The following is a 20,211-nucleotide window of genomic DNA, read 5'->3' on the forward strand; positions in this document are numbered from 1 at the left end:
GATTCATCGGCCGGTGAGGGCTGGAGGAGGGGCTCGGGTTCGTCATCTTGTGTTTAAGGTTCATTGTGTCTCGGACGTATATCAGCGAAAATGTCTTCATTAAATTTAAAAATTACGGCGTTAGCTCAGGCTAACGACCGCCTACAAGCTGATTGCTTCGAGCTGAACCAAGAGACGAAACCGACCCATGTCTAATTCTTTACTCGCGTCAGAAGTGGCGCGCCGCAGAACTTTTGCCATTATTTCCCACCCTGATGCCGGTAAAACTACGATCACAGAGAAACTACTACTGTTAGGCAAGTTAATTCAGGTGGCTGGATCGGTAAAAGGTAAGAAGGGGGACCGTCACGCGACCTCCGATTGGATGAGCATGGAGCAAGAACGTGGGATCTCAATCACTTCTTCTGTGATGCAGTTTCCCTATCATGATCGCGTCGTCAATCTTTTGGATACCCCAGGGCACGAAGACTTCTCAGAAGATACTTATCGCACGTTAACCGCTGTGGACTCGGCGTTGATGGTCGTCGATGGCGCGAAAGGGGTTGAGGATCGCACGATCAAGCTGATGGAAGTCTGTCGATTACGAGATACCCCCATTTTTTCTTTTGTGAATAAGCTCGATCGCGACATTCGAGATCCGATTGAACTGCTTGATGAAATTGAAGAAGTGCTCAAAATCGAAGCCGCCCCCATTAATTGGCCAATTGGGTCCGGTCAATGGTTCAAAGGCGTATACAACCTCTATCATGATGAAATTCATGTGTTTACGCCAGGGCAAGGTCATACCTTGCCGGAAGATCAACGGATCAAAGGGCTTGATTCAGACCAGGCGCGTGAGCTGTTAGGCGATGAATATGATGATTTTGTTGATGAAATCGAGTTAGTGCGTGGTGCGACACATCAATGGAATCGTGAAGACTTCCTTGCGGGCCGTCAGACGCCTGTCTATTTCGGTACCGCCCTGGCCAATTTTGGCGTGCGCGAAATGCTGAACGATTTTGTCGAATGGGCGCCTGCCCCTGAAATGCGGCATGCCGAACCCCGTGATGTTAAGGCTGATGAAGACAAATTCAGTGGTTTTGTGTTTAAAATCCAAGCGAATATGGATCCGAAACACCGTGATCGGATTGCCTTTATGCGCGTGTGCTCTGGTCGTTACAGCAAAGGCATGAAGATGCGTCATTGTCGAATTAATAAAGATATTCGAATTGCGGATGCGGTTGGCTTTGTTGCCGGAGATCGAGAGCTGGTCGAAGAGGCTTTTCCAGGCGATATTATCGGCTTGCATAACCATGGCACGATTCAGATTGGTGATGCTTTCACTGAAGGTGAGCCGCTAAAATTTACGGGCATCCCGCACTTTGCCCCAGAGCTATTCAAGCGGGTGCGGCCCAGGGATCCGCTCAAAGTCAAACAGTTGCAAAAAGGATTGCAGCAGTTGTCGGAAGAAGGTGCCGTTCAATTATTCCAACCCTTGAATAATAACGATCTGATTCTAGGCGCTGTGGGGCAGTTGCAGTTTGATGTGGTGATGTTCCGCTTGAAAGATGAATATAAAGTAGATTGCTTGTATGAAGGGGTTACTGTACAGACGGCACGCTGGGTAGAATCCAATGATCCTCGTAAGATCGAAGAAATTCGTAACAAACAGAGTGATCATTTAGCACTTGATGGGGCCGGGTTATTAACCTATCTGGCGCCAACGCGTGTTAACTTAAGTTTGGCTGAAGAGCGCTTTCCTGATATTGACTTCCGGGCAACGCGGGAGCATTAAGAGCGCTCTTGTCAGCAAGAATACATAGTGAAATCTGAACACCTAAGCCACTTGAGTCGTGGCTTAGGTGTTTTTTTGTCTCAAATGTTCAATTGGCGTTGAGTGTTGGAGGCCTCTACTGCTTTTGTGCATTTATTGGCACTCTTTCTTCCAATTGCTACGCTTTGAAGCAGATGTGCTGTGAATTGCTCCATGTTCAGGAGGTGCCATGGCGAATCGTTCGCGTGGATCATTTCAGCCAGGAAGTCAAACAGACGATGCCGGCCGTGCTTATCTGGATGCCATCCGATTGATGCAAATTTTGACTCAGTGGCAGCTACCTTACCCGGTTCAACTAGTGGTTGTCGGGCAAGAAAACGATGAAGAATGTGGAGCGCTTGCCGGTTTTGTTGAACGGCTTTGCTTTAATCAAGAGGCTCGCTCGGGGCTCAATGAAAAAGTGAATACTGATCAGCGCTGTGACGGACTGATCATCAAAACTTATCTTGCCGCTCATTCCGTTCGATTACTGGATGCCGCACAGCAAGTGTCATTAATATTTAAATGGAAAGATCAGCGTTATCGAACGGCCCCGGTGCGGTTAAGATCCTCGGCGCATCAAGTAAGTGACGGGCGTTTATGGCATGTCAAAATGCCTCAGCGTGCCGAAAGCCTCTATATTAGGAATTACTTTCGGGCCCATTTGCATGAGACTTTGAAAGTAGACGGTGTCCTTCATCGCGGTGACCGGCAGGTTAAAGTTCGGCTACTCGATATATCTGCCGGGGGGTGTCGTTTACTCGTTCCAGTGAGAGAAGGGGTTGCTTGGTGGCAACAGCTCTCAAACAGGAGTTCAGAGGATGATACTGCCGATGGGGAAAAACTGACTTGTGATGTTCAGCTTGCTTTTCCCAGTGGCGAATGGCTTGAAGGGCGGGGGAGTATTCGTTCCGTTTATGCCACTCGACGCGGTCTATTTGCGACGGTTGGGATTTGCTTTGACCCTGATCAGGAAGCGCTTGAAGAGCAAGCGATGAGAATTGCTCTGGAGACGGAAAGAGAGTCCGCTCGGCTAGGGGAGGAGTCGCACCATGACTTGTTACCGGCTCCTCTCTATCAAGGACGGGCGCCAGCGGTTGATATCGCTCAGCCGGTGATCACTCATCCTGATGCTTCTGGCTTGCAGTCGGTTTTGGAGGGTGTCGCGGCGATATTATGCATTCAGGCCCTCAGGCTAGCCCACGATGAACCTTTTGACAGTGACCTAATCAAGCAGGCGTCTCAATCTTTATTGAAACGATTGGACCAACAGCCGGATGAGCTTATGTATGCCTTGGTTCGGTTACATGGTTGGCCTTCGATTATTCGCCACTGCATGTTAGTGGCTGCCCGCTTGTATCTACTGGCCACGTCAGAAAAGCTCATTGACGGGGCTCCAGAGGCGCTATTGGCGAGTGCTTTGCTTCATGATTTAGGCAAACTCGTCGTTCATTTGCCCGTGCGTTTAAGTGATGAGCCTGACATTAGAGCACGGCAGTCTGAGCAGTTACGCCAGGTACTCCTTCGCGTTTTGCAAGGGTTACATGCGGTGAACTGGATTGCTCGGCGGTTTCTTGAGGCGGCGTTGGTCAACCCCCATGAACGGCTGGATGGTTCGGGTGTGCCACGTGGTTTGAACGCTGGCGAGCTGGATGCATTAAGCCGAATGGCGGCGGTCGTTGATAAAATCGATCTGCTGACTTATGCCAATGATCAGCATGATGGTGTTCGCCTCCATGATATTGTGCCTCTGGTCTTTGCCGATAAGTCGTTGGACCAGGGAATGGTGACATGCTATGTGGAGTATTTTGGCTTGTTTCCTGTGGGCAGTCTGGTTCGCTTTAGCGGTGGTGCTTTGGCTTGGGTTCTTTGCCTGGATGAAACCGGCTTACCCGCAGAAGTTTCGGTAGCGGTTGATGATAAGTCGCTTGACCTCGTCGGTGGAGAGGTCATCTGTGCTAGACAATTCGCATCTCGTTTAGGCAAGTTGAAAGGCCATGCTGCGCCTCGTTATTTAGAGGCATTGCGTTAGTGATTGAGTCCCAAGCGATCGGTGGATGATCTTACATGTATAACGGCTGCGTCTATCTATACATACATATGTATGCCCGCGAACTGTTGACCCTATGATTGATGCTCACTGCCATTTAGATTTTCCTGTCTTTGATGCTGATCGAAGTGCCATGCTTGAACGCGCGCGGCAAGCCGGTGTAAAGGGGTTTGTGGTGCCAGGTGTCACGCAATCAACTTGGGCAAGAACTTTGTCCGTCTGCCAGTCATACCCTGATTTGTTCCCTTGCCTTGGGTTGCATCCTTATTTTTTGGAAGAGCACTCTGTGGCACAGTTGGCATTGCTCGAGAATATGCTGAAGGCTCATCCTGAAGTGGTGGCGATTGGCGAAATTGGTGTCGATTTTTGGGCGTCCAACGCCAACTCAGATCTTCAATGGCACTTATTGGACGCGCAGTTATTGCTGGCGCAACAATACCGTTTGCCTGTGGTTCTGCATGTGCGTAAAGGGCATGATCAAGTCTTAAAGCGTTTGCGGCAGCGATCACTGCCTTGTGGTGGACTCATTCACGCCTTTTCAGGGAGCTTACAGCAGGCTCAGGCCTACTGGTCATTGGGTTTTCATCTTGGCATTGGGGGCGCCGTGACTTATGACCGTGCTCAAAAGCTTAGGCGGGTTGTTCAGCAGCTACCTTTGGAGTCGATTCTATTAGAGACTGATAGCCCCGACATGCCGCTTTCAGGATATCAAGGGCAACGTAATGAACCGGCCCGATTAGCCTTGGTGCTCAGTGTTGTGGCGCAGTTGCGAGGGATGCAGCCCCATGATCTTGCCTTATCTTCAGAAGCCATGACGCGTCAGCTATTCCAGCTACCCTGAGTCAATAATCTGAGCTGAAATTGTTCTCTAAATCTTTATCCGTCACGGGTTTATTTAGCGATATTGATCTGGGCTGTTTATGATAGGTCTTTTGATCCGGATATCGAGTTTGTTTATGTCTCAGCCTTCGTCTTATCGGCCAACGTTTACTTCTTCTGGGTCCGCATTGCGGGTTTTACGTGCGGGCAAGCATAATCCTAATTGGGAGGCCGCTGCGGAGTATCTTCTGGAAAGGGCTGCGCCTGATGTGAAACTGTTAATTGAAGCTGCACTACAGTTAGAGCATGGGTCTACTGCGGAAGTGAAGCCTCAATCTGCACGTCAACTTTCTTGGCGGTGGTGGCACTTCCTAGTGTTGGCCCTGATGGGGTCGGGTCTAACGGCACTGCTGGTTTGGATTGTGAATAATGCGGTGTTTAGGCAATGCTAAGATTGTGAAAATCTTGAGCCGCAAAATGCTAACCCTTAACGCTAAGCCATCATCCTCGTGTCCAGAAAAAAGCCCGCTTTCGTGAGAAAGCGGGCTGGCCAATAAGGCTCAATCAATCTGGAGTCAGTCACTCACTCCCGTCGGAGTGCAATTATTTAAATGCATGGCTTGTGCCGTTTTTTGTTTTTTAATTTAAAAACAATGAGTTAAGTTGTTCTATCTCGTGTGTGGCTCGGTGTTTAAAGCGGCCGACTATTTTTTCGGGTTTATCGTGTAACGTTATGGTGCATGGTTGGCGTTTCCTGGTGCTCGCTGGTGCATATTCGCTGTGGTGATGAAGTGTTCCCATTATTTGGCTTGATCGGCCCGTGAATAGGGGTCGTAAGGCAGTTTTAATAGATTGAGCTTATTTTGTGGGTTTGCCGCCAATGCCAGTTCATCTTCTTCGGCAGCGGTGTTTAACACCAACAACGCTTGAATTTGGCCATGGGCATCAGGCGCAGCTCTGACAATTTGACCCACTTTCTTCTCATGCTGATTGATGACTTCTGCTAGGCGGTCGGGCTGTTCTTGCCCGCTGAGCTGGGCCCGATAGAGCCGTTTTTTGACTTGTCCACGAAATTGCGCTCGAGCCACCACTTCTTGTCCCGAGTAACAGCCTTTCTTGAAATTAACGGCACCTAATGCCTGATAATTCAACATCTGTGGTAAAAATTGATCAGACAAAGAATCTGTTACATGGACGATGCCGGACTGAATTTCCAGTAAGGTCCAGACAGGTTCGCCGACTGGGCGTATCGCGGTGGCTAACTGTTGCCAGATTTCTTGTGCTTGTGTCACGGGTATCATCACCAAAGCCCTAGGCTTTTGTCCAGGCAGCCTCATGATCATCCCGGTTTCATTCAGGGAGTGCCATTCATAGCTGTTCTCTGGCCAGCCTCCCAGCCGAGCTTTGATTAAAGCAGGCGTTTCTTTGCCCGTAATACCTAAAGCGACCCAATGATCACTTTCATCTTGCATTTGTGTTCGAAAGAACGGCACAAATTTGCTCAGCTGCGCTTCAGTGTGTTGGATGCAAGACCTTGCCATTAACAACTGAATACATTCAGATGACTGCCGTACCGCCTCGAAGCTCGATTGCATTCGTCCTTTAATGGAACAATAACTGCCAAAAAGGGCTCGGCTCTCCGTGAGCTCTCGGATGTCGCAGGTCACTTGTCCTTGTAGCAGCTTATCAGGTTGACCCCCAGTGAATGTCAGCATGCCCAGGCCTGTCAGTGGAATAATGACGCCTTCTTGCAACGCATGATTGGCTTGCCCTTCCAGGTCTCCAAAGTGATTTACCCGACCATTGTCGTCAAATACTGCGCCTTCAGTTTGTAGAAACTGGCGCCATTGCTCAAAATTTTCCAGCGAATTGCTCATGTAGCGCCTCTTTGTTTAATCAGCGTGTTAATACCAGTGGAAACGTCTTCGAGCCTTTTGAGAGGCTTTATACTGGCGAAAGTATGATTTTATAAATTGAATGACATAGTTGGGATAATGAGCGATTAAATCAAGCCGGTCTTTCCGCTTAAGCTTGACTCTAAAGTCGACTCTAAGGTTTATGCTCTTGCACGTTCTAAAGGGCATCATGATCGCTGGCCGTCCAATAAGGCATAAATCAATCTTAGTGGCTTTGGGCGCCTAAGTGATTTTGAGCAAAAATGTGATCGATGTTTCATCGAATCCTATTCAACCATTAAGGAGCGTTAACATGGCAAAGGTTCATCTCCAACTCTCTGGCCTGACTTGCGGGGGTTGCGTCAATAAAGTGACACAAGCATTGATGGAAGTAGAGGGTGTTGAAAGTGTCGAAGTCTCGCAAACTGCAGCTGATATTGAAGGTTCGGCATCTCTCGAAGACTTAATTGATGCTGTTGAAGACGCGGGTTATGAAGCCGAGAAGGCCTAAATACGCTTAGCACTGCAAAGTAGTATCACCGAGTGGTTTTCCTAGCCTGTATTCAATTGTACCAGGGGAGGTCGATATGGCGGCTCAGCATACACGCCTAGCATTGCGTGGAATGCACTGTGCTAGTTGTGTTCAAAGTGTCGAAAAAGCGCTTTCCAGCGTTCAGGGTGTTGAAGATTATACCGTTAACTTGCCTGATCGTAGCGCCGACATAGAAGGTACTGCGGATGCTGAATCTCTAGTTCATGCCATTGAAGCGGCTGGGTATGAAGCGACCCCTATGGACGAAGATTATGGTGAAGCCGAGCGAGAGGCCGATGAAGCCCAAGCATTAAAAAGAGCTTGGATTAAAACTTCTGGGGCCTTGTTAGTGGGTGTCCTGCTGATGGGGGGCATGCTACTGGGATTGCTCCCCGAGCTTGAAAGCCACTCGGGGCAACTTTTTTGGGGCGTCATCTCAATGGTGACGCTGTTGGTGATGTGGGGAACGGGAGGCCATTTCTTTTCGGGGGCCTGGAAAGCACTTCGCCACCACCACGCCAGTATGGATACGTTGATCGCCTTAGGGACGGGAACCGCTTGGCTTTATTCAACATTGCTTGTGATCTGGCCTGATCTGGCTCCTGTTGGCAATCGTCATGTTTATTTTGAAGCTGCCGTTTTTGTTATTGGGCTGGTTAACTTGGGGCAAGCGCTAGAGGCCAGGGCTCGGGGGCAGGCGTCAAGGGCCATAAAAGCATTGATGGCCTTACAGCCTGATACCGCTATGTTGATAAAAGACGATGGCGAAACCGTTGAAATGCGTTTGGCGTCTATTCAGCGTGGCGATAAATTACGCGTTCGTCCTGGTGAGCGTATCCCTGTCGATGGTGTGATTGCCGAGGGTGAAACATGGGTTGATGAATCCATGTTGACCGGTGAGCCTGACCCTATCCATAAAGTTAAACGAGATGAGCTGAGCGCCGGGACTATTAACCAGTCTGGCAGTATTATTTTACGTGCACGTAAAGTTGGAGGCGATACGGCTTTAGCGGGCATTATTCAGCAAGTTCGCCAGGCTCAAAATGCAAAACCATCGATTGGGCGTTTGGCTGATCGGGTCAGTGCTGTTTTTGTGCCAAGTGTGATGATCATCGCTATCGTGACGGGATGGTTGTGGTGGCATTGGGGGCCTGAGCCCAAGAGCGCCTATATGTTGGTCACTGCCATGACCGTGCTCGTAATTGCCTGTCCTTGTGCACTGGGGTTGGCGACGCCCATGTCATTGATGGTGGGTGTCGGTAAAGCTGCAGAGCAAGGCATCATTATTCGGCGGGGAGAAGCGCTACAAACTGCTGCAAGCCTTGATACGATTGTGTTGGATAAAACGGGCACTATCACTGAAGGCATGCCGACAGTGAACCACATTGAATGTCTGGGAGCTGAATGGGACGCCGATACATTATTGGGCATTGTGGCGGCCCTGGAACAAGGATCAGAACACTCATTAGCAAAAGCCGTCATACAAGCGGCTCAGACAAAACATATCGTATTGCCTGATGCCGAAGTACCCACGATTGTTCCGGGTCAAGGGCTTTTAGGTCGTGCAAGCAGCCATCATTGGGCGATTGGCAATAATGGCTTAATGAAAGCCCAGCAAGTTGACATGCCAGAAACGGTTGAGAAGACAATGACGTCAATGGCGAGCGAGGGAATGACGGTGGTGATGGTGGCCTGTGACCGTCAATTAGTTGGGTTGATGGGCATCGCTGATCCAATTAAGGCTGATAGTGCTGCAGCGATTTCACGGCTTCAGTCGATGGGTCTGAATGTGGTAATGCTGACAGGAGATAATAGGCGAACCGCAGAGGCTGTTGCTAAAAGTGTCGGCATTCAACAGGTCTTGGCGGAAGTTATGCCGGATGAAAAAGGTGGCCAAATTCGTGAGCTCCAAGCGCAAGGACACCGTGTCGGCATGGTCGGAGATGGCATTAATGATGCCCCTGCTTTAGCCGGAGCCGAAGTGGGGTTCGCGATTGGGACCGGGACCGATGTCGCAATCGAAAGTGCGGATATGACCTTAATGCGAGGCTCATTGCACGGAGTGCCTGATGCCATTACGGTCGCCAAGGCTACACTAAGAAATATTTATCAAAATTTAGCCGGCGCTTTCATTTATAACGCTTTGGGGATTCCGCTTGCGGCGGGGATCTTATTTCCTGTTACTGGGTGGTTGCTTAATCCTGCTTTTGCCGGTGCCGCAATGGCAATGAGTTCTGTCACCGTTGTCACCAATGCTAATCGTCTCAGGTTACTTTCATTCCCTCGTCATGCACGCCCTGATACTGAGATGGATATCACACAAAGCGAACATTCCTAAGCATAAGGTGTCGGGCATAGACGCTAATGTATGAATGGATCAATTGTATGAATCGATCAATTGGATGAATGGATCAATTGGATGAATGGATCAATTGGATGAATGGATCAACCTTGGGAGTTCACTATGAATGTCGGCTGGGTCGATTTAGGTGCTATCGTCATGATTGTGACCATTGTGTGGTGGTTCTGGGGAGGGCGGAAATCGTAAAGCTCAGGAATGGGTCATCATTGATCTAAAACTCATCTATACTGATGATTGACTGTCATGAGTTTAGCTGGAGCTTTCCTGAGTGAGTCATATCACGCCCAGCCCCTCACAAATAAAGTCTCTACTGATTGCTTTAGTGGTGACATTGATCTTGGGCGTTGTTTTTCATCTGGTGATCCAGGTTGAAAGGCAACGCCTTGAGCAGCTATTACGCCTACAGGTGAACCAAGAAACGGCGGCACTTTTATCTTCGCTGGAAGCTGAACTTAACGCGAATATCTTTTTGGCCTCTGGCTTGGCGGCTCATGTTGAGGCCCTCCAGCATATTGAACAGGATACGATTCCTAATACATTGGCAGTACTTTATCGGTTAGGACGCCATGTGAGGAATCTGGAGGTGGCGCCGAACAATCGGGTCGATTATGTCTATCCCTCGGCGGGTAATGAAAAGGTGATCGGGGTGTATTACCCCGATACCCCCTCTCAGTGGCCTTCCGTTAAACGGGCTATTGATGAGCGTCGGACGTTAGTCACTGGACCCCTGGAGTTGCAGCAGGGTGGACAGGGGATCATCAGTCGTACGCCTGTATTTTTAGATGATAAACACTATTGGGGCATGTTGAGCTTGGTGCTCGATAGTGATGATTTATTTTCAGCGGTAGGGTTGAATCCAGAAGTAGAAGGTATCCGCTATACCTTAAGGAATATTTCTTCAGGCTCTGGTCAGCGTGTGATCATGGGTCATCCCCAGCTTTTTGAAGAAGACTCTATCCGTTTGATACTCAACCTTCCTGGCACTCGATGGGAGCTGGCCGCTGTTCCGGTTTCGGGGTGGTCATCAGCGTCTAGCCATTTGCGTATTATGCTGTGGGTGAACTGGGCTTTGGCTGGACTGATCGGGTTTGGGGTATGGCGCTACATGCGATACAGGGATATTTCTGAGCTTAAGTTGAAACACTTAGCTGAAACTGATGCGTTAACGGAGCTATATAACCGCAGAGCTTTTGTCCAGGTTGCTGATCAGCTGGCCCGACAATTCCCTTCATCTCATTGGTCAATGTTATTGATCGACATCGATCATTTTAAACATGTCAATGACACCTATGGCCATCAAGTTGGAGATCAGGCTTTGCAGTCATTGGCATTGAAATTAAAGGCTGAGTTGACAGAAAAAGGCTGTGTCGCGCGTTTTGGTGGTGAAGAGTTTGCGGTGCTGTTACCTCATCAATCTTTAGCGGAAGCTGAGCAGTTGGCTAGCCAGTTATTGGCGTGCATTCGAAATATGGCCATTGCAATCCAGTCGGATGATATTTCACTGTTGAGACTGACCATCAGTATTGGTATTGCTTCTGGCAAGATCGAGTGGGTCGGTTTGGATCATTTGATTAAGGCTGCGGATGATGCACTTTATCGGGCCAAAGATGCGGGGCGAGACCGTTATGCCTGTGAGGTGGCGCTCTCGAAGGCGCCTGAAGGGCCTAGCACGATCGTTGGTTAATCACTAATCAAGCAGTCTATCGCCTTTTTTCAAGAGCACGTAAACCGCACCGGTATCGCCATCGGCAGGTGTCGCGGAGGTGAAGGCCAGGACTTCAGGCATTTGTCTCAGCCACGCATTGACATGAGCTTTGAGTACTGGGTAGCGAGCCTCATCGCTCCAAGATTTACCATGTACGACTAGGAGACAACGAAAGCGCTGGTTGTGGGCATCTTGTACGAAGCTTGCGAGCTCATGACGTGCTTTTTCAATGCTGTAGCCGTGTAAATCAAGGCCTTCCTCCCAAGGAATTTGACCTTTTTTCAGCTGTTGGCGCGTTTTCCAAGGCAGGTCTGGAATCGCGTAATCGAGCACCTGAGAAGGGGTGACCGGGGGAATATACCCTTCGCTTAACGCATTTTGTATTTGTTGCTCATCAACCGCTATGGCTGCTTTGCGGCGAGCGGCTGCATTGGTTAGAGATTTTTTAGGCTGATCTAAATCTGCTCTATCATGCGTTATCGGGCGCACATTGCCCATGAGCTGGCGAAACAGGGCCATGTCATCTGGCGGCTGTCGTTGGCTCATGTTGATAATCCCCTTATGGCTATTGGATGGCGCGGTGGAAGAAGGTGGTCGTCATTATAAGAAAAAAACGCCATTTGGGCAGGCGCATTTGTACCTTGATTGTAGGAAGGCTATCCATTGCGATGTGTTTAATCGCTAAGGCTTGTCACCTCCGGCTTCGGTTTGATTGGTGTCTTTGAGCTGCCTAGTCTATTCATAAGCGTCTCGGTGCTGTTTAGGGTGTCGGCAGGTGCAGTGAAGCAGTGGCTGGGGTAAACTTTAGGGCGGTTAAGATTAAGTTCTCACGTTTCATTCATACTCAAGGCTGGGTTATCTAATATGAGCCAATCGCTGACGGCTGTTGCACAAGAACTTCATTCAGTCCGAGACTATATTCGCTGGGCTTTGACGCGTTTCAATCGGCATCAGCTGTTTTATGGCCATGGTACTGATAATGCCTGGGATGAAGCGGTTCAACTTGTCTTAGGCGCTTTGCATCTGCCCTGGGATACAGACCATTCGATCTTGGATGCGCGCCTGGTTCAAAGTGAGCGTGAAACGGTATTGAATATGATTGAACGCCGTTGCTCTGAGCGAGTGCCGTTACCCTATTTGTTGGGTGAGGCGTGGTTTGCGGGGATGCTATTTAAGGTCGATCCGCGAGTGTTGATCCCTCGCTCACCGATTGGCGAGTTAATTCAGCACGCTTTCCAACCTTGGATCGGTGAAGAAAATACGCCTGAGCGTTTACTTGATATGTGTACGGGGAGTGGATGTATTGGAATTGCTTGCGCTCAGGCGTTTCCAACGGCCGAGATTGTCTTGTCTGACCTCTCAGCTGATGCACTTGATGTGGCCCAAGAGAATATCCAGTTGCACCACATGGAAGACCGGGTAACAACGGTGCAGTCTGATTTGTTTGAACATATCGAAGGTCGCTTCGATATGATTGTCTCCAATCCCCCTTATGTTGATATCCATGATCTAAGCTTAATGCCCGAAGAATTTTGCCAAGAGCCTGAGCTTGCATTGGCAGCAGGGGATGATGGGTTAGATTTGGTTCGTCTGATTTTAAGAGATGCTCGCCAATACCTGACTGATGATGGCCTGTTAATCGTTGAGGTAGGCAACAGTGATCACCATTTGGAACATCTATACCCGGAAGTCTCTTTTTTATGGCTAGAGTTTTCAGAAGGGGGCCATGGTGTCTTTTTATTAACGGCAGCTCAGCTTGACGCCCATCAGACCTTGTTTAATGAACGTGCCTTGCGCACGGCATAACTCATGATGTTCACAAAGTAGAAGTACGCAAGGTAGAAGTGATCAGCATATCTGCTGTAAGAATAATGTAGGGGGTGAAGCATCTCCCCTTAATGCTGGCTGGAGCCAAAAAGTTATGTCAGGAAATACCCTGGGGAAATTGTTCACTGTAACGACATTTGGAGAAAGTCACGGGCTGGCGTTGGGCGCTATCGTCGATGGTTGTCCTCCTGGACTTGAGTTGACTGAAGACGACCTGCAACGAGATTTGGATCGTCGAAAACCAGGAACGAGCCAACATACGACTCAACGGCGCGAAGCCGATCAGGTCAAGATTTTATCAGGCGTTTTTGAAGGGCGGACAACTGGGACCCCGATTGGATTACTGATTGAAAACACTGATCAACGCTCTAAAGATTACGGCAAAATTAAAGATCAGTTTCGACCGGCTCATGCGGATTACACTTACCAACAGAAATACGGTGTACGAGATTATCGCGGTGGCGGTCGAAGCTCTGCCCGTGAAACAGCCATGCGAGTGGCTGCGGGTGCGATTGCTAAAAAGTATCTGCGTGAAGTACACGGTGTTGAAATTAGGGGCTACCTTTCACAGCTGGGCCCGATTAAAGCTGAACGGATAGAGTGGGATATTGTTGAGCAGAACCCTTTCTTTTGCCCTGATCCTGATAAAGTTGCCGAGATGGAAGATTACATGCAGGCTCTGCGCAAGGAAGGGAACTCCATTGGCGCTCGCATTAATGTTGTCGCTTCTCAAGTGCCTGTGGGGCTAGGTGAGCCTGTTTTTGACCGCCTGGATGCAGATATCGCGCATGCGATGATGTCGATTAATGCGGTTAAAGGGGTAGAAATCGGTGCGGGCTTTGACTCGGTTACACAAAAAGGAACCGAGCACCGAGATGAAATGACACCATCAGGCTTTCTATCGAATCAAGCCGGAGGTATTTTAGGGGGAATTTCAACCGGGCAGGATCTGTTGGTCAGCATGGCGTTGAAACCGACTTCTAGTTTACGTCTACCGGGGCAGGGTATTGATGTACACGGGGAATCATGTGAGGTGATTACAACGGGGCGACATGATCCTTGTGTTGGCATTCGAGCCACGCCTATCGCAGAAGCTATGCTGGCTATCGTGTTGATGGACCATTTATTGAGACACCGAGGCCAGAATGCAGGTGTTGAATCTTTGACACCGGTATTACCAGGCTAGCGGTCTATTTCATGGCTTGAGGCTTGGTTATTACAGCCTTGACAGTCACAATCATTGTTATGCCATGCTTGTTCGTTGGGATGATCAACGCTTTAAGCATGGCATTTTCGTATTTGGCATTTTGTATCTTGATCTTTTAAGGGCTTGCCATTAGCTTGTGTTAGGCTTAGAGTTTCTAATATTGCAGCGCAGCAAGACATGGAGTCCTCTATGAAAGTCAATATTGAGTTTGACATGACGCCGGAAGAATTTCGTAAGGCAATGGGATTGCCGGATGTAGAAGGCTTCCAAGATGAGCTGATGCAAAAGATTCGTCAACAGATGGAAGCGGGGGTCGAAGGCTATGATCCACTTTCGCTATTCAAACCTTTTATCACCCAAGGGTTTGACTCTCTGTCAAACTACCAGAAGTTGATGATGCAAGTGATGGCCAACTATGGTCAGCATTCCAGTTCAGATCTCTGACTGAGCGATTTCACGTGATCTTGGTCAGTAATGAAATGGATTTCTTCGTAGATGAGCTAGAAAAATTTTCAAACTCGTCTACGCTTAGGGTGTTGTTGCAGTGCAGCACGAGCTGTACCGTGGCACTGTCAGGTTATCGAACAAGGTCAATAACGGTCACTTCGTAAGTATCATTCGTAGGTGTTGATGACACGATTGACTTACTAATGAACCTATATTTTCACTGTTGATAACCCGCGCAGTGGACTGATGATGCCATAAACGGGGTAGTGATAGACGCAATTAAGCGCTGAATCTGCCCAAATGTCTTGAGTCCTTTTGACGGTAAACACGAGTAAGGAGACTGTCATGCAAGAGAAAGTGATGAACGCCTTTGCAGAGCAAACGAAAAATCTATACGCCCCGCTGCGCAAGATGAACGCACTGCTGGTTGAAAATATGGAGAAAATGACAGAATTTCAGCTGGATGCGCTGAAGTCTTACAGTCAAGCAGGTATCAACCAGATTAAACAGGCCAATGAAGTGCGTGATACGGAATCCATGCGTGATTTCAGCACCTCACAAGCTGAGTTGATGAGCTCTATCAGCAAAAAGCTGCTTGAAGATGCGAAAACAATGGCTGATATGAGCATGGAATTTAAATCAGAAGTTGAAAAACTCATGGAAGAAAGCCGTTCTCAGGTTTTTGCAGCGAAAGCAGCAGAAGAAAAAGCAGCGGCGCGTTCAACAAGCTCCAGCAATAAGTCTTCCAGCAATACTGCAAAAGCATAATGTGCTTCCTCGCTGGTAAAGTTTATTGAATTACGGGGCCCAAGGGCCCCGTTTTGTTGCGTTGACGGAGAGGTGGCAATGGCTGAGGAACGGAAAAACGATCAGTTTGATTTTGACTATGATCCTCAGGAGGTATTTGACTGGATCGGCAAAGCCAGTGAGCGCTATCAGCAACTGATCGAACAATTGATGCAACGTCAGCAGGGCAGTATGAGTGATCCGTCACTGTCTGTACTGTTCGATATGAATGATAATTTTCAAAAAATGACGGAGCATCTGGCCATTAATCCAATGGTCTTGTTTGATGAGCAAATGCGATTGATGCAGGCTCAAATGCAGCTTTGGCAGAATGCGGCTCGGCAGCTTCTGGGGGAAGAGGTTGATCCGGTGGTTGAGCCTGCCCATGATGATCGACGCTTTAAAGATGCCGAGTGGGCGGACAATCTACTGTTTGACTTTATTAAGCAGTCCTACCTCTTGTTTGCCCGTTGCGTACTTAATGTGGTTCATGGGGTTGAAGGGCTCAGTGATCATACTCGCCAGCAAGTTGATTTTTACGCCCGCCAATATGTCAATGCCTTGTCCCCGTCGAATTTTATTGCGACTAACCCCGAAGTGCTTCGGACAACGATTGCTTCACGGGGTCAGAACCTACTGCGTGGTATGGAACAGCTGGTAGAGGATCTTAAGCGCAGCTCCGAAGGGCTGAATGTGTCGATGACAGACCTCAGTGCTTTCAAACTGGGGGAGAATGTCGCCACAACACCCGGTGAAGTCGTATTTCAAAATGATTTGATGCAATTGATTCAATATCATCCTGCAACAGATCAACAGTACCGAACGCCTTTGCTGATTGTTCCTCCCTGGATTAATAAGTATTACATTCTGGACCTGCGCGAAAGTAACTCATTCGTTCGCTGGCTGACGGCTCAAGGACATTCAGTTTTTATCATTTCCTGGGTGAATCCAGGTCCTTCACTTCGTGATAAGGGCTGGGTTGAGTACATGGAAGAGGGCCCCATTACAGCGATGGATGTGGTTAAAGAGATTACTGGAGAAAAACAAGTTAATCTCTTGTCCTACTGTATCGGCGGCACTTTAACCGCTTCCATGCTGGCCTACCTGAGTGCTAAGCGACAAGCGGCCCGAGTTCAATCGGTGACCTACATGGCGACACTGCAGGATTTCTCTGAACCTGGAGAAATCGGCGTGTTTATTAATGAAGCCAGTCTCAGTGGTCTTGAGCGCCAGATGGAACGTAATGGTTATTTGGATGGCCGTGCTATGGCCTTTAGTTTCAACCTATTGAGAGAAAATGACCTGTTCTGGTCATTCTTTATCAATAACTATCTTAAAGGTGAGCGGCCGCAAGCATTTGACCTGCTGTATTGGAATAGTGATGGCACCAATATGCCGGCTAAAATGCATAGCTTCTACTTGCGCAATATGTATCAGTATAATCGCCTGATAGAACCGGGTGGTATTGAACTTGAAGGCGTCAAAATTGATTTGCGCAAAATCAAAACGCCGGCTTATTTTGTCTCAACCATTCAGGACCATATCGCGCGCTGGACCAGTACCTATAAAGGGGCTTTGTTACATTCCGGTCCTGTGAAGTTTGTGCTGTCGGGATCAGGCCATATTGCGGGCATTGTGAATCCGCCCAGCAAACAAAAGTATGGTTATTGGACGAACCCCTCGTTGGCTGAAACGCCTCAGGCGTGGTTTGCCGGTGCTGAAAAACATGAGGGCTCTTGGTGGCCTGATTGGCAAGCTTGGATGCTAGAAAATCAGTATGTTGTCGAGGACGATAAAGTCCCTGCGCGTGAGCCTGGAAAAGCAGTGACTAATGCTGAGAAGTATCAAGTGATTGAGGCCGCACCAGGAAGTTATGTCAAACGGAAAATCAGTGAGGTACTGCAAGCCGAGCATACGCCGACCTGATGCTTGATCACATTTCTGGTCAGTCAAAGCCAGCGCAAAAGCGCTGGCTTTTTTATGCAAGAGAATCATACGACACAAGGATGTGGTGTATCTCTAAGCTAAATATTTCTACGCTAAATACCTCTGAACTCAGCCATATTGCATGCTTTGGAGTGTCAGCGTCTCACCTCTCGGGCGCTATCAAGCAGTTGAATCATCTGGCGAGCGGCATTGGAAAGGGTGCGATCCCGGTGATATAGGTAGCCAAGAGGGCGTGTGATCGGTTGATGCTGCAGGTTTAGTGTTGCTAGATGTTCATCAATCATTGACTCCGGCAGCAGGCTCCAGCCCAAGCCAATGGAGACCATCATCTTGAGCGTTTCCATATAGTTAGTCGATAGGGCTACATTCAGATCTAAATCCTGTTCGGCAAAGGCTTTCTCAACAATGCCACGGGTAAACGTCAGGTGGCCGGGCAGTACCGCATCATGATGGGTTAGGTCTTGCATCTGGAGTTGGCCGAGGCGGGTGAGTGGATGATTATGGGCGACAACGAATTTTAATTCGTCGACCCAAACAGGTACCACAACCAGTGAAGGATCTGGCACTGGGGCCAGTGTCACGATGGCCAGCTCCAATTCACCACTGACAACACCAGAATAAGCCTGCTCCGAATCGAGAAAACGCATGTCCAACTTGACATGGGGGAACTGCTGCGTGAACCGTTGTAATAGCGGCGGTAAGCGATGTAAGCCGATGTGGTGGCTGGTGGCCAGCACAAGCGGGCCTTGAATATCACCGCTTAGATTATCGAGTAATCGTCGGGTATCTTCTAAATCAACCAAGATCTTACGGGCCCGCGGCAAGAGGGCTTGTCCTGCTTGAGTCAATGTAATGCGCCGCCCGATGCGATCAAAAAGGCGTTGATTCAGTTGTTGCTCAAGATTGGCAATACGCTTGCTGACAGCCGGTTGCGTAATATAGAGCTGTTCGGCTGCCAAAGAAAAAGAAGCCAGTTCAGCAACGGCAATAAAAGCATTGAGAGACTGAGTGTCCATAATCGATATCCAAGCGATGCCTTTGTATCGTCTTTCTATAGCGCCCGAACTCAATGCCTTAATCAATTGTTGTACCTCTTATGAAGGGCGAGCCGGTCGAATGATCTGGCGATACTTGGCGTTAATCACAAGCCGCACCTGGCAATGGCAGGGAAGCTTCTATTCCAAAGTTTTATTTTTAAAATAATTAATATGAATTAGATTTATTTGAGCATAGCTTTTAGGATCAGACAATACCGTTGAATGCTGAAAGCGCTAAGATTGATGATTTTATGCATGAAGCTGATTTCAAGGCTTGGTAAAAGTACTCGAATGGCCGCATCGGCGTCTAATAATGATGAGTGACCGTGAAAGGCACACAGACCGAGAAATGATGGCTTGGTTTGACCCTGAGGAGAGAAACAATGGGCGCAAAGACCCTCTATGACAAGTTGTGGGATTCGCACTTGGTTAAGCAGCGTGAAGATGGCACTGCTTTGATTTATATCGATCGTCATCTGCTGCATGAAGTGACTTCACCCCAAGCATTTGAAGGGCTCCGGCTAGCAAACCGTCAGCCCTGGCGGCTGGTCACCAATCTGGCGACGCCGGATCACAACGTGCCGACCACTTTGACCGAGCGTGCCGCCGGTGTTAAAGGCATCGATGATGATATTGCGCGCATTCAGGTGATGACGTTGGATGAAAATTGCGACTCATTCAATATCACTGAATTTGAAATTAATGATGCTCGTCAGGGGATTGTTCATGTTGTTGGGCCCGAGCAGGGGGCGACATTGCCTGGGATGACCGTCGTCTGTGGTGATTCTCATACGGCCACTCATGGTGCTTTTGCTGCATTAGCTCATGGCATCGGGACTTCCGAAGTTGAGCATGTACTGGCGACTCAGTGTTTGATTCAACGCAAAATGAAAAACATGTTAGTCCGCGTTGATGGTGAGTTAGGGCCTGGGGTAACCGCCAAAGATGTTGTACTGGCGATTATCGGCAAAATTGGTACGGCTGGAGGTACCGGTCATGCCATTGAGTTTGGGGGCTCTGCAATTGAGAGCCTCTCCATGGAAGGACGTATGACCATCTGTAATATGGCGATTGAAGCGGGAGCCCGTGTGGGGCTGGTGGCATGCGATCAAACCACAATTGATTATATCAAGGGGCGTCCGTTTGCTCCCCAAGGCGAGCATTGGGATCTGGCAGTTAACGCTTGGCAGGATCTTAAATCTGACGATGATGCTCAATTTGATACGGTTGTTGAACTCAGAGCCGAAGACATCGAGCCACAAGTCAGTTGGGGGACATCACCGGAAATGGTGACGAGTGTGAATGGGCAAGTGCCTGATCCCGAAAAAGCAGCAGATGAAACGCAGAGTAAAAGCTGGCTTCGTGCGCTCGAATATATGGGGCTTGCTGCGAATCAACAGATCACTGATATCCGCTTGGATAAAGTATTTATCGGTTCTTGCACAAACTCTCGTATTGAAGACTTACGTGCCGCAGCGGAAGTCATCAAAGGCCGAAAAGTCGCGGATACGGTTAAAGAGGCCATTGTGGTACCGGGGTCAGGGTTGGTTAAACGCCAGGCTGAAGCCGAAGGGTTAGATAAACTCTTTACTGAAGCGGGTTTTCAGTGGCGTGAGCCCGGTTGCTCCATGTGCTTAGCGATGAATGCCGATAAGCTGGGGGCGGGTGAACATTGTGCTTCTACTTCAAATCGGAACTTTGAAGGTCGTCAAGGCTGGGGCGGTCGAACGCATTTGGTGAGCCCTGCTATGGCGGCAGCCGCAGCGATTGCGGGTCATTTTGTCGACGTTCGCCATTTCTGATTT

The 20,211-nt window shown here is 48.8% G+C and carries 16 protein-coding genes; 13 read left to right on the forward strand and 3 right to left on the reverse strand.

What is annotated here, in order from left to right; translation table 11 throughout:
- The first annotated feature begins 187 nt into the window (after window positions 1-187).
- The 4 genes from BFW38_RS06760 (at window position 188) to BFW38_RS06775 (ending at window position 5,113) form a co-directional block, all read left to right on the forward strand.
- Entirely contained in the window at window positions 188-1,774 is a 1,587-nt protein-coding gene (locus tag BFW38_RS06760) for a peptide chain release factor 3 (RefSeq protein WP_068997707.1), read from the forward strand.
- A 208-nt stretch (window positions 1,775-1,982) separates the two neighbouring features.
- On the forward strand, window positions 1,983-3,824 hold the full coding sequence (locus BFW38_RS06765) for a PilZ domain-containing protein (protein WP_068997708.1): 1,842 nt from the start codon (window positions 1,983-1,985) through the stop codon (window positions 3,822-3,824).
- Window positions 3,825-3,918: 94 nt separating this feature from the next.
- A complete protein-coding gene (locus BFW38_RS06770) occupies window positions 3,919-4,683 on the forward strand; it encodes a TatD family hydrolase (protein WP_068997709.1) in 765 nt (254 codons plus the stop codon).
- 115 nt (window positions 4,684-4,798) lie between these two features.
- On the forward strand, window positions 4,799-5,113 hold the full coding sequence (locus BFW38_RS06775) for a hypothetical protein (RefSeq protein ID WP_068997710.1): 315 nt from the start codon (window positions 4,799-4,801) through the stop codon (window positions 5,111-5,113).
- A 348-nt stretch (window positions 5,114-5,461) separates the two neighbouring features.
- Here BFW38_RS06775 and ygfZ read toward each other — a convergent pair whose 3' ends face one another.
- Window positions 5,462-6,538: a CAF17-like 4Fe-4S cluster assembly/insertion protein YgfZ gene (ygfZ, locus tag BFW38_RS06780; RefSeq protein ID WP_068997711.1), complete on the reverse strand. Its 1,077-nt coding sequence runs from the start codon at window positions 6,536-6,538 to the stop codon at window positions 5,462-5,464.
- A 331-nt stretch (window positions 6,539-6,869) separates the two neighbouring features.
- On the opposite strand from ygfZ, the gene BFW38_RS06785 reads away from it, so the two are divergent.
- From BFW38_RS06785 to BFW38_RS06795, 3 genes are all read left to right on the forward strand, one after another.
- The gene (locus BFW38_RS06785; RefSeq protein ID WP_068997712.1) at window positions 6,870-7,067 is read left to right on the forward strand and encodes a cation transporter; all 198 of its coding nucleotides are present in this window, start codon (window positions 6,870-6,872) and stop codon (window positions 7,065-7,067) included.
- Window positions 7,068-7,143: 76 nt separating this feature from the next.
- Window positions 7,144-9,426, forward strand: a complete 2,283-nt coding sequence (locus BFW38_RS06790) for a heavy metal translocating P-type ATPase (RefSeq protein WP_068997713.1) — start codon at window positions 7,144-7,146, stop codon at window positions 9,424-9,426.
- Window positions 9,427-9,718: 292 nt separating this feature from the next.
- Window positions 9,719-11,134: a diguanylate cyclase gene (locus tag BFW38_RS06795; protein ID WP_068997714.1), complete on the forward strand. Its 1,416-nt coding sequence runs from the start codon at window positions 9,719-9,721 to the stop codon at window positions 11,132-11,134.
- Between the two features lie 3 nt (window positions 11,135-11,137).
- On the opposite strand, the gene BFW38_RS06800 is transcribed toward BFW38_RS06795, so the two are convergent.
- Entirely contained in the window at window positions 11,138-11,701 is a 564-nt protein-coding gene (locus tag BFW38_RS06800) for a Smr/MutS family protein (RefSeq protein WP_068997715.1), read from the reverse strand.
- A gap of 318 nt (window positions 11,702-12,019) precedes the next feature.
- Here BFW38_RS06800 and prmB point away from each other — a divergent pair, with 318 nt between their 5' ends.
- The 5 genes from prmB to phaC all read left to right on the forward strand — a co-directional run bounded on the left by prmB (window position 12,020) and on the right by phaC (window position 17,348).
- Complete coding sequence (gene prmB, locus BFW38_RS06805; RefSeq protein ID WP_139116573.1) at window positions 12,020-12,961, forward strand: 50S ribosomal protein L3 N(5)-glutamine methyltransferase; 942 nt, start codon at window positions 12,020-12,022, stop codon at window positions 12,959-12,961.
- Between the two features lie 115 nt (window positions 12,962-13,076).
- On the forward strand, window positions 13,077-14,168 hold the full coding sequence (gene aroC / locus BFW38_RS06810) for a chorismate synthase (protein WP_068997716.1): 1,092 nt from the start codon (window positions 13,077-13,079) through the stop codon (window positions 14,166-14,168).
- 210 nt (window positions 14,169-14,378) lie between these two features.
- Window positions 14,379-14,633, forward strand: coding sequence for a DUF6489 family protein (locus BFW38_RS06815; RefSeq protein ID WP_068997717.1), 255 nt, complete (start codon window positions 14,379-14,381; stop codon window positions 14,631-14,633).
- Between the two features lie 348 nt (window positions 14,634-14,981).
- Entirely contained in the window at window positions 14,982-15,404 is a 423-nt protein-coding gene (locus BFW38_RS06820; RefSeq protein WP_068997718.1) for a phasin family protein, read from the forward strand.
- Between the two features lie 78 nt (window positions 15,405-15,482).
- Window positions 15,483-17,348 carry a class I poly(R)-hydroxyalkanoic acid synthase gene (gene phaC, locus BFW38_RS06825; RefSeq protein ID WP_068997719.1) on the forward strand — a complete coding sequence of 622 codons (1,866 nt, stop codon included), beginning with the start codon at window positions 15,483-15,485 and terminating at the stop codon, window positions 17,346-17,348.
- 155 nt (window positions 17,349-17,503) lie between these two features.
- Here the strand turns inward: phaC and BFW38_RS06830 are convergent, their stop codons facing one another.
- Window positions 17,504-18,385 carry a LysR family transcriptional regulator gene (locus BFW38_RS06830; RefSeq protein ID WP_068997720.1) on the reverse strand — a complete coding sequence of 294 codons (882 nt, stop codon included), beginning with the start codon at window positions 18,383-18,385 and terminating at the stop codon, window positions 17,504-17,506.
- Between the two features lie 404 nt (window positions 18,386-18,789).
- Between BFW38_RS06830 and leuC the strand changes: the two genes are divergently transcribed.
- A complete protein-coding gene (leuC, locus tag BFW38_RS06835) occupies window positions 18,790-20,208 on the forward strand; it encodes a 3-isopropylmalate dehydratase large subunit (protein WP_068997721.1) in 1,419 nt (472 codons plus the stop codon).
- Window positions 20,209-20,211: the final 3 nt, after the last annotated feature.

This window comes from Terasakiispira papahanaumokuakeensis, assembly GCF_001709345.1.
GTDB lineage: Bacteria > Pseudomonadota > Gammaproteobacteria > Pseudomonadales > Halomonadaceae > Terasakiispira > Terasakiispira papahanaumokuakeensis.

Excerpts from the sequence above, each read along its gene's own strand:
- BFW38_RS06760 (WP_068997707.1), top strand. The coding sequence starts at position 188 with ATGTCTAATTCTTTACTCGCGTCAGAAGTGGCGCGCCGCAGAACTTTT.
- BFW38_RS06765 (WP_068997708.1), top strand. The coding sequence starts at position 1,983 with ATGGCGAATCGTTCGCGTGGATCATTTCAGCCAGGAAGTCAAACAGAC.
- BFW38_RS06770 (WP_068997709.1), top strand. The coding sequence starts at position 3,919 with ATGATTGATGCTCACTGCCATTTAGATTTTCCTGTCTTTGATGCTGAT.
- BFW38_RS06775 (WP_068997710.1), top strand. The coding sequence starts at position 4,799 with ATGTCTCAGCCTTCGTCTTATCGGCCAACGTTTACTTCTTCTGGGTCC.
- ygfZ (WP_068997711.1), bottom strand. The coding sequence starts at position 6,538 with ATGAGCAATTCGCTGGAAAATTTTGAGCAATGGCGCCAGTTTCTACAA.
- BFW38_RS06785 (WP_068997712.1), top strand. The coding sequence starts at position 6,870 with ATGGCAAAGGTTCATCTCCAACTCTCTGGCCTGACTTGCGGGGGTTGC.
- BFW38_RS06790 (WP_068997713.1), top strand. The coding sequence starts at position 7,144 with ATGGCGGCTCAGCATACACGCCTAGCATTGCGTGGAATGCACTGTGCT.
- BFW38_RS06800 (WP_068997715.1), bottom strand. The coding sequence starts at position 11,701 with ATGAGCCAACGACAGCCGCCAGATGACATGGCCCTGTTTCGCCAGCTC.
- prmB (WP_139116573.1), top strand. The coding sequence starts at position 12,020 with ATGAGCCAATCGCTGACGGCTGTTGCACAAGAACTTCATTCAGTCCGA.
- aroC (WP_068997716.1), top strand. The coding sequence starts at position 13,077 with ATGTCAGGAAATACCCTGGGGAAATTGTTCACTGTAACGACATTTGGA.
- BFW38_RS06815 (WP_068997717.1), top strand. The coding sequence starts at position 14,379 with ATGAAAGTCAATATTGAGTTTGACATGACGCCGGAAGAATTTCGTAAG.
- BFW38_RS06820 (WP_068997718.1), top strand. The coding sequence starts at position 14,982 with ATGCAAGAGAAAGTGATGAACGCCTTTGCAGAGCAAACGAAAAATCTA.
- phaC (WP_068997719.1), top strand. The coding sequence starts at position 15,483 with ATGGCTGAGGAACGGAAAAACGATCAGTTTGATTTTGACTATGATCCT.
- BFW38_RS06830 (WP_068997720.1), bottom strand. The coding sequence starts at position 18,385 with ATGGACACTCAGTCTCTCAATGCTTTTATTGCCGTTGCTGAACTGGCT.
- leuC (WP_068997721.1), top strand. The coding sequence starts at position 18,790 with ATGGGCGCAAAGACCCTCTATGACAAGTTGTGGGATTCGCACTTGGTT.